This is a genomic window from Mesorhizobium sp. P3_A9 (assembly GCF_056402975.1).
In genome coordinates, this window is the sequence record NZ_JBFUGJ010000264.1 from 1 (window position 1) to 8,474 (window position 8,474).

Genomic DNA, 8,474 nt, shown 5'->3' on the forward strand with positions numbered 1-8,474 from the left:
CATTGATGTCGACCGATATCCAGCGGCAGCGGCGCACGGCATCGGGAACGGTGACGGCGTGATGGGTTTCGGAACTGAGCGAGAAGGCGCCGAACGGGCTGCGCTGCTCGTTGAAAAGGGCCTCCGCAGCTTCCTTGATGTCTGCCTGTTTCAAATGATGCCACTCCTGATCGCCGTGGCGATGGCCATCGCGCGGTTCGAGGCCGCGAATTTCTGGATGGCGTGGGTGATGTAGCTGTTGACGGTATTGGAGGACACGCCAAGGATGACCGCCACTTCGTCGGTGGTCTTGCCTTCCGAGACCCAGAACAGGCATTCGCGCTCGCGGTCCGATAGTGGATCCTGCATGGCGGCGGCAGCGATCAGCTGCGGAATATGCGAAAGCGCGTAGCAGCATTTCAGCTGCGCCTTCATCAGCGCCGGCTGGTCGATCTGGCCGGCCGCCGCCGCCGAGAACAGGGCGAACAGGCGCTGGCGGCCGACATTCAGCCTAAGCGAATAGATTTCGGCATGGCCGAGCACGTCGAGAAGGCGGGCTTCTTCGCCGGAGACCAGCCCGTCGGCATCGGGCGCCTCAGCGGCCACCAGCGGCCTTGGACGGATGCCGGGCGCGACGGTGAGCGCGCCCTGGGCAAGGCCGGCGATCAACCGCTTGCCGATCAGTTCAATGGCGTCGAAGATCCAGTTCGAGGAGACGATGCGTGCGTCGTTGCGGTCCTGGTCGTGGACGATGGCAACCAGCATGTAGCTGTCGGCGCCGATCTCGGCGGTCAGCTCCATGAAGAAGCTGGTCAAATCACCGCGCGACGTCAGGCGCGAGCCCAATGTGTCGGATTGAAGAAGCGCGGCGGAACTGCTCATTCTTGTTGCTTTTGGCCGGAATCGTTTCTGCTGCCCGGATGCTGGAGGCCAGCCGCCGAACCCTAAAAACGCGTTACTTTCACGAGACGCACGCGAGGCGCGGGGCCGCGCCCAATCAGACGGAATCCATTCAGGGAACGCGAAGACATCCGCGTCTGGCGCCGGAAAAATCCGGAACGTGAGACTTTGGGTGGTCGCCGCGCCCCCCATGGACCGGCTGATTCGGGTCTAATCTACCCGCAGATGAATCCGACATCAAACGCGATTTGACAAAATCGAATCCGGTGGACTCGCGTGCGACTCAGAGTAACGCCCAACACACTTTCGCCGCATCGGGGCCGCCTGAAAACACTGACACGAAAAAGCCAGAGGTTGTTGCGAAGCTGCCGTATCGAGGACCGATCGATTCCGATAGGTTCTCGGCGATCGGCAGGGAGGTGGGCTTCCCTTCGATCGGACTGGGCTAAGGTGGCGGCGCTTGTTTCGCGGCCATCGGCAATGGGGGGTAATCATGAAGCAGGTTTTCCTGGCGTTCACGGTGGTGCTCGCGGTTTTTGCCGGTGCGGCAGCGCCCGCCAAGGCCGAGCCAATCGTCACCTATGCGCTCGACAACGGGCTGCAAGTGGTGCTGGTGCCGGATCATCGTGCGCCGAAGGTGGTGATGAACCTGCGCTACCGTGTCGGGTCGATGAATGAACCGGCGGGCCGCTCAGGCTTCGCGCATCTGTTCGAGCACCTGATGTTTTCCGGGACGCCGGCCTGGCCGAACGTGTTCGGTGCGCATGCCGCACTGGGCAACGAGATCAATGCCTGGACCACCGAGGACGGCACCGTGTTCTATGTCGACGGCCTGTCGTCGTCGCTGCCGGTGATCCTGTCGCTGGAAGCCGACCGCATGGCCAATCTCGGCCGCTCGGTGACACAGGCCAAGCTCGACCTGCAGCGTTCGGTGGTCAAGAACGAGATGCGCCAGAACGTGCTCGACAAGGCCGGCGCATCGGGCTGGGAAGCCTTCTGGTCCGGACTGTTTCCGAAGCCGCATCCCTATAGCCGCATGGTCATCGGTTCGGTCGCCGACCTCGATGCTGCAACGCTCGACGATGTCAGAGGCTTCTTCAACACCTACTATCTGCCCAACAATGCCGTGCTGGTGCTGGTGGGGGATCTGAAGGTGGCTGATACCAAGGCGCTGATCGCCGACACGTTCGGCCGGATATCGCGCGGCGCCGACGTGGCGCGACCCGCCGTCCCGGAACCCACACAGGCGCGGCTCAAGCTGGTGCTCGAGGATCGCGTGCCGAGCCCCGTCGTCGTGGTCGGCTTCAGCGGCCCGGCGGCGCAGTCGCCGGATAATGGCGCGCTCAGCATTGCCGCCGAATTGCTCGGCAATGGCGACTATGGATTTCTGCGCAACCGGCTGGTCTCGGAACAGGGCGTCGCCACCTATGCCAGTGCAAGCTGGACGGGTGGACTGCTCGGCGGGCGCTTCACTTTCGAGGCGGGTGCGGCGGCAGGCGTGACGCCGGAAGCGCTCGAAAGCGCGATGAAAGCGGCGTTTGCGGATTTCCAGAAGGCGCCGCTCGATCCGGCTGATGTCGAGCGCGCGCGCAACGGCATATTGCAGGCAACGCGGCTGGGCAACGAGGCGCTGAAGGATCGTGCCGGCACTGTCTCCTACAATGCCGACATTCTCGGCGATGCGCAGAGCGCGCTGGTCGACGATCCGCGCGTCAAGACTGCCAGCGCCGCCGATGTTGAAGCGACGATCAAGCGGCTCCTGAAACCGGAAGACGCCAGCGTGCTGGTGTTGAAGCCCGGCCCGCGCGGCGGCTATCCCGACGCGCTGATCGGTTCGTCTGGCACGCCGCAACCCTTCACGGCACCGGAGCGGGTGGCGATCGACATTCCGAAGCATCCGGCCGGGCAAGCGCCTTCAGCGGTGTTGCCCGCCATGGAAACGGCGACGCTCTCCAACGGCATCAAGCTCGTCCACTACACGATGCCGGAAGCGCCGATGGTCTATGTCGCGGCGAGTGCACAAGGCGGCTGGAACAGCGTGCCGGAAGGCAAGGAGGGGCTGCTGGAGCTTGCCGCCAGCATGGCGACGCGTGGCGCGGCCGATCGCGGTTCGGCCGACTTCGCCAAGGCGACCAGCGACATTGGTGCCGGCATCGGCTATCAGGCCGGCGCACTGACCACGACGATGACGCTTGGCGTGCCGCCGGAAAAACTGGATCAAGGTCTTGGCCTGCTTGCCGATGCGGTGCTGAAACCGCGGTTCGACAAGACCGAATGGACGGTGTTGATGGCGCAGACGGYCGAYTGGCTSAAYGGCCGCGARGCGGATCTGCCGGGYGTKGCMGGYCGCGYSGCRAAGGCGGCRCTCATTCCGCARGTGCCRGGCAAGGCSGCGRTCGACTGGTCGGCAAAGGCGCTGGCSTCGATCTCGCTSGAYGASGCSAARGCYGCSTTCAAGGCSGWGTTCACGYCGAARKCSGTGACCTTCTACAGCGTCGGCCCGRTGCCGGTSGMGACMGTKGCSGCCRGCCTTGAAAAGGCRTTCGGMACATGGWCRAGCGATGCYGCCGGCTATGCCATCGAACCGTCGCCGGCAGCGCATTTCAACGGCGGTCAGAAAGTGCTGCTGGTGCCCGAGCCCGGCGCCAGCCAGTCGGCGCTGTTCGTGGCGCGGCCRGCGCCCGGCACTGACGAAGGCGAGCGCGCGGAATCGACCGCGGTCGCCAATCTGCTCGGCGATGATTTCTCCAGCCGGCTGAATTCGGTGATCCGCGAGGAGAAGGGCTATTCCTATGGCGTGTCGAGCTATCTCATGAGCCCGATGAAGGCCGGCTCGGGACTGGTGGTGGCAACCACCGTCGAGCGCGCCAACACCGGTCCGGCGATCACCGAAATCCTGAAAGGTTTCGCCGGCCTGACCACCTTGCCGGTGGCGCAGGACGAGGTCGACCGCACGGTGACGGTCTATCGGCGGGCACTGGCTGGATCGGCAGAGACCTCGGCCGGTCTGTTCGGCTCGCTGATCGGCGCGGCCGGCAGCGGTTCGACGCTCGAGGACCAGCAAAGCCGGATGACGGCGCGCACCCAGCTGACGCTCGACGCCGTGCAGAAACAGGCGCTGGCATTGTCGTCGCTGGAGCCGTCGCTGATCGTCGTTGCCGGTGATCCCGACGTGGTCATGCCGCAGCTTGCCGCGATCGGTCTCAAGGATGTCGAGATCGTCAAGCGTGACGAGGCTGGCGAACAGACGGCCATGCGGGCGCTCGACCTTCTCGGCGCCAACAGCCAGACGCCGTTGTCCGCTTCACCTTGGCGGGTCGGCGATGGCGGCACGACGCGAGCGGTGCACTCCTGCGCTGGCGCCAAGGACTGTGGCGCGCAAATCCACGCCGATTGATCGGCTCGATGCGCGGCCGCCGGCCGCGCTTAAATCTTGGTATCTTTGGTTTCGGGGGAAACGATGAGCGATTCATTTCGGGAAGTTACGTCAGTCTCGTGGTTCGGGCGGATCAAGCGCGCGGTCGGCGGGGTCATCTTCGGCCTGCTGCTGATCGTGCTGATGGTGATCGGGCTGTTCTGGAACGAGGGCCGCGCGGTGCAGACGGCGCGCTCGCTGGCCGAAGGGTCGGGCGCCGTTGTCTCGATCAACGCCGACAGCGTCGATGCCGGCAATGACGGCAGACTGGTGCATGTCAGCGGGCCGGTGACGGCCGATAGCGGCCTGTCGGATCCGGATTTCGGCATCGCCGCGCAAGGGCTGCGCCTGTCGCGCAGCGTCGAGATGTATCAGTGGAAGGAAGAATCCAAATCCGAGACCACCAAGAAGCTTGGCGGCGGCGAGGAGACGGAGACCACCTATAGCTATCAAAAGGTGTGGGACGACAGCCAGATCGAYTCRTCGGAYTTCAAGAAGCCSGAYGGCCAYCARAATCCRCCGATGGMRATCCACAGCMRGACCTTCCAGATYCCGSASGGCAAGCTYGTCGCSTTCGATCTSGATACGCCGGTGCTCGACCGCATCGAGGGCGACAAGGACTAYTCGCTGTCGTCCAGTCAGTCGGCGGCGATCAAGGCAGCCTATACCGGGACGAAGCCGCTCAGCATCGTTGATGGCAGGATCTATCTCGGCAGCGACAACACGACGCCTGCATTGGGCGACTAYCGCATCGGCTAYGAGCTGGCGCCGCTCGGCGTGGTCAGCATCGTGGCGCGCCAGGCTGGCAGCCGGTTCGAGCCATACCAAACGCAAGCCGGCGATGCGCTGCTGATGGTCGATACMGGCSAKGTGCCGGCSGMMAAGATGTTCGCCSACGCCGTCAGCGCCAACACKCTSATCACCTGGCTGCTGCGKGCCGYSGGYCTGCTGCTGCTGACGATCGGCTTTGCCCTGTTCCTCAGCCCGATCGGCGTGATCCTCGACGTCATCCCGTTCCTCGGCAGCATGGCGCGAATGGGAACCGGCATCATCGCCTWCTTCCTGGCGATCCTGGTCGGCACGACGACGATCGCGATTGCCTGGTTCTGGTATCGGCCGGTTCTGGCGGCAGGCATCCTGGCTGCCGGCGTCATCGCGGCGGCGGCGGTCTATTATCTCGGCCGCTCACGCAAGGCAGGCGCGCCGATGGCTGCGCCAAGCGCCGGCACCGCAGCGTAGTTCGCAAAAAAAAGGGCGGCCACGCCGCCCTTTTTCTTCATATCTGTCGTTATCCGCCTTGGGTTTCCGGGCAGGCCTACCGATCCTCGAAACCGGTCAGCACGCCGACGGCGTTTACGCCGATCTCCTCGACGGCATAGCCGCCTTCCATGACGAACAGAGTTGGCAGTCCGAGCCTGGCGATGCGGCGGCCGATCTTGGGGTAGTCCGGGCTTTTCAGCTTGAACTGGCTGATCGGGTCCTTCTCGAAGGTGTCGACGCCGAGCGAGACGATGACGATGTCGGGCGCGTAAGCGGCCAGCCTGGCGCAGGCATCCTCCAGCGACGCGTTCCAGGCATCCCAGCCGGTGCCGAACGGCATCGGATAGTTGATGTTGAAACCCTCGCCGGCGCCCGTGCCGCGTTCATCGGCATGGCCGAGGAAGAACGGATACTCCACCATCGGATCACCATGCAGATTGAGGACCTGCACGTCGGCGCGGTCATAGAAGATCTCCTGCGTGCCGTTGCCGTGGTGGTAGTCGACATCGAGGATCGAGACCCGTTTGGCGCCCTGGTCAAGGAACCACTGCGCGGCGACGGCGGCGTTGTTGATGTAGCAATAACCGCCCATGAAKCCGGCGCCGGCRTGRTGGCCKGGCGGRCGGCAGAGCGCGAAGGCCGACCTTTCGCCGCCCTTGACCAGGCCGGCCGCGGTCAGCGCGACGTCATAGGACGATTTGATCGCCGCCCATGTGCCTTTGACGAAGGTGGCGCCGGCATCGAAGGAATARTAGCCGAGCAGSGCRTCGAYGCGCTTCGGCGGCACGTCGCCGCGCAGGCCGCGCGTCGGCCAGGTGAAGGGCATGGCGGTGCCCTCATGACCGGAGGCTACCCATTGCGGCCAGACCGTCGGCAGGAAGTCGATATAGTCCGATTTGTGGATGCGCTTGGCGGCGGCAAGATCGTGCTCAAGCGGCAGGACGATCGGACCGAGCTTCTCGCTTTCGACCCGCGCCTTGATGAATTCGGCGCGCGAGGGCTTTTCGAAACCCGGCACGATGGCTGATGTGACCAGTTCCATCTGGCCGGCATGGCCGGCATGAAGCGGCGAATAGACAGTCTTCATAAAATTCCTCTCGAAGTGCGAAGTCAGTCAAGGTTGAGATAGGGGGTCACCAAGGCGAGCCACATTCTTTCGACATCGTCCTCRATGAGGTCGTATGTCTTGCGGTCTCTTTTCAGCCCGACAAGCCGGCAGGCGTGCCCGACGTCCATCATCACCACGCCGAGCCGGCTGGCGATCTTGTCTTCCAGCGCCGGGTTCACATGCTGCAGCCATGCGGCGTAGAGCGCGATGATCTGCTCGTCATATTCGTCCTGGATCGGCCGGAGGTCGGCATTGCCGGATATGGCCTCGATCACCGGCATCAGGGTGGCGTTTTCGAGATATATCCTGGAGGTATCGATGAAGAGCTTGCGCACTTCGCGCCGGAACTCTTCCCGGTCGGTGGGCGGGGGGACCTTGATGCGCTTGGCGATCACCTCGGGAAAGGAGGACAGCCAACGCCGGGCGAGGTCTAGGAGAATGGCTTCCTTGTTGGGGAAGTATTGGTAGATCGAACCGACCGACAGGCCCGCGCGCTGCGCAATGGCGAGCGTCGTCGGCGTCCTGGTTCCTTGCTCTCGCGTCAAGATCAATGCCGCGTCGAGAATCCGGTCGACCACCTTGCTCGACCGCTGTTGCCGCGGCTGCTTGCGCGGTTCGAGCGCTATCCTGGTTTTGCGGTCGAGACTGCGCTTCACGGCTTGATGTCCTCGTTCCCCGCCCGGTCTCAACACAGGCGCAGGGTGCTATCCACAATACATTCGAAATTCCGCATGTTGACAAACGCGAATAATCAGTCGCATTCTTTTATCCACGCTGTTTTCGGAGATCACAAGGGGAATTTCAAAACAGCGCACTGGCATCAGTTTCATCCGATGGCGCAGCTGCGGTGACGTGGCAGCTTGTCGGACAAGAGGATTGCCGGTCTCAGTCGGTCATCAAAAGCGCGGAGTCGCGATGTCTGTCACGGGTGCGGGTAAAAATGCGGATCTGATCGTCATTAATGGTCGTGTGCTGACCATGGACGATGACAACCCCTCAGCCGAGGCTATTGCCGTCAAGGACGGCGCCATCATCGCCATTGGCAGCCGCGCTGCAATCGAAGAGCTCAAGGGAACAGCCACAGAGGTGATCGACGCCAAGGGCGGTTCGGTCCTGCCTGGCTTCATCGAAGCGCATATGCATCTGTTCGGCGGCGCGGCCGAACTCGAAAATCTGCATCTGGCAGGGGTGCACGGCTTCGATGCCTTGCGCGATGCGATCCAGACCTTTGCCGCGGCACGGCCCAACGCCAGGCTTCTGATCGGCGCCGGCGTCGACTATGCGATCCTGCCCGAGCCGGTCACGCGCCACCATCTCGACCAAATCATCCCCGATCGCCCGTTCGCCATGTCGGCCTCCGACCACCATACGATGTGGGCGAACACCAAGGCGCTGGAAGAGGCGGGCCTCCTGCATGGCAGGGAATTGGGGCCGGGCAACGAAATCGTGATGGGTGCCGATGGCCTCGCGGCGGGCGAATTGCGCGAGGGCGAGGCTTTCGGCCCGATCCTGGAGCATTTCGGGCAGAACCGCACACGGCTCGGTCTTACGGGCGGTGAGCCGGAGCCCTATCCCTCGGCCGAGGAATTGGCTGCTGATCGCGATCTGATGCACCGCGGCCTGGAATGGTGCGCCCGCCACGGCATCACGTCGATCCAGAACATGGATGGCAACCTCTACCAACTCGAGCTGCTTGCCGGCCTGGAGCAAGAAGGGCGATTGCTGTGTCGTACGCAAATCCCGTTTCACTTCAAGAACTTCATGGACCTCGGCATGCTTGAAAAGGCATCCATGATGGCTTCGACCTACAAG

General features: G+C 63.5%; 6 protein-coding genes. 3 read left to right on the top strand and 3 right to left on the bottom strand.

From position 1 onward, the window contains the following. Nucleotides 1-150: 150 nt before the first annotated feature. Nucleotides 151-861 carry a helix-turn-helix transcriptional regulator gene (locus AC1DX0_RS26335; protein WP_477219924.1) on the bottom strand — a complete coding sequence of 237 codons (711 nt, stop codon included), beginning with the start codon at nucleotides 859-861 and terminating at the stop codon, nucleotides 151-153. A 511-nt stretch (nucleotides 862-1,372) separates the two neighbouring features. Between AC1DX0_RS26335 and AC1DX0_RS26340 the strand changes: the two genes are divergently transcribed. Then, nucleotides 1,373-4,276 carry a M16 family metallopeptidase gene (locus tag AC1DX0_RS26340; RefSeq protein WP_477357367.1) on the top strand — a complete coding sequence of 968 codons (2,904 nt, stop codon included), beginning with the start codon at nucleotides 1,373-1,375 and terminating at the stop codon, nucleotides 4,274-4,276. A gap of 63 nt (nucleotides 4,277-4,339) precedes the next feature. After that, nucleotides 4,340-5,533, top strand: coding sequence for a TMEM43 family protein (locus AC1DX0_RS26345; RefSeq protein WP_477357369.1), 1,194 nt, complete (start codon nucleotides 4,340-4,342; stop codon nucleotides 5,531-5,533). Between the two features lie 76 nt (nucleotides 5,534-5,609). On the opposite strand, the gene AC1DX0_RS26350 is transcribed toward AC1DX0_RS26345, so the two are convergent. Together AC1DX0_RS26350 and AC1DX0_RS26355 are read right to left on the bottom strand one after the other, a co-directional pair. Next, nucleotides 5,610-6,641 carry a histone deacetylase family protein gene (locus AC1DX0_RS26350; RefSeq protein ID WP_477357371.1) on the bottom strand — a complete coding sequence of 344 codons (1,032 nt, stop codon included), beginning with the start codon at nucleotides 6,639-6,641 and terminating at the stop codon, nucleotides 5,610-5,612. A gap of 23 nt (nucleotides 6,642-6,664) precedes the next feature. Further along, entirely contained in the window at nucleotides 6,665-7,318 is a 654-nt protein-coding gene (locus AC1DX0_RS26355) for a TetR/AcrR family transcriptional regulator (RefSeq protein WP_477219920.1), read from the bottom strand. Nucleotides 7,319-7,577: 259 nt separating this feature from the next. Here AC1DX0_RS26355 and AC1DX0_RS26360 point away from each other — a divergent pair. Next, nucleotides 7,578-8,474, top strand: an 897-nt coding sequence (locus AC1DX0_RS26360) for an amidohydrolase (protein ID WP_477357373.1), incomplete at its 3' end; no start/stop codon positions are given.

Coding starts and splice junctions, on each gene's coding strand:
- AC1DX0_RS26335 (WP_477219924.1), bottom strand. CDS start 861: ATGAGCAGTTCCGCCGCGCTTCTTCAATCCGACACATTGGGCTCGCGC.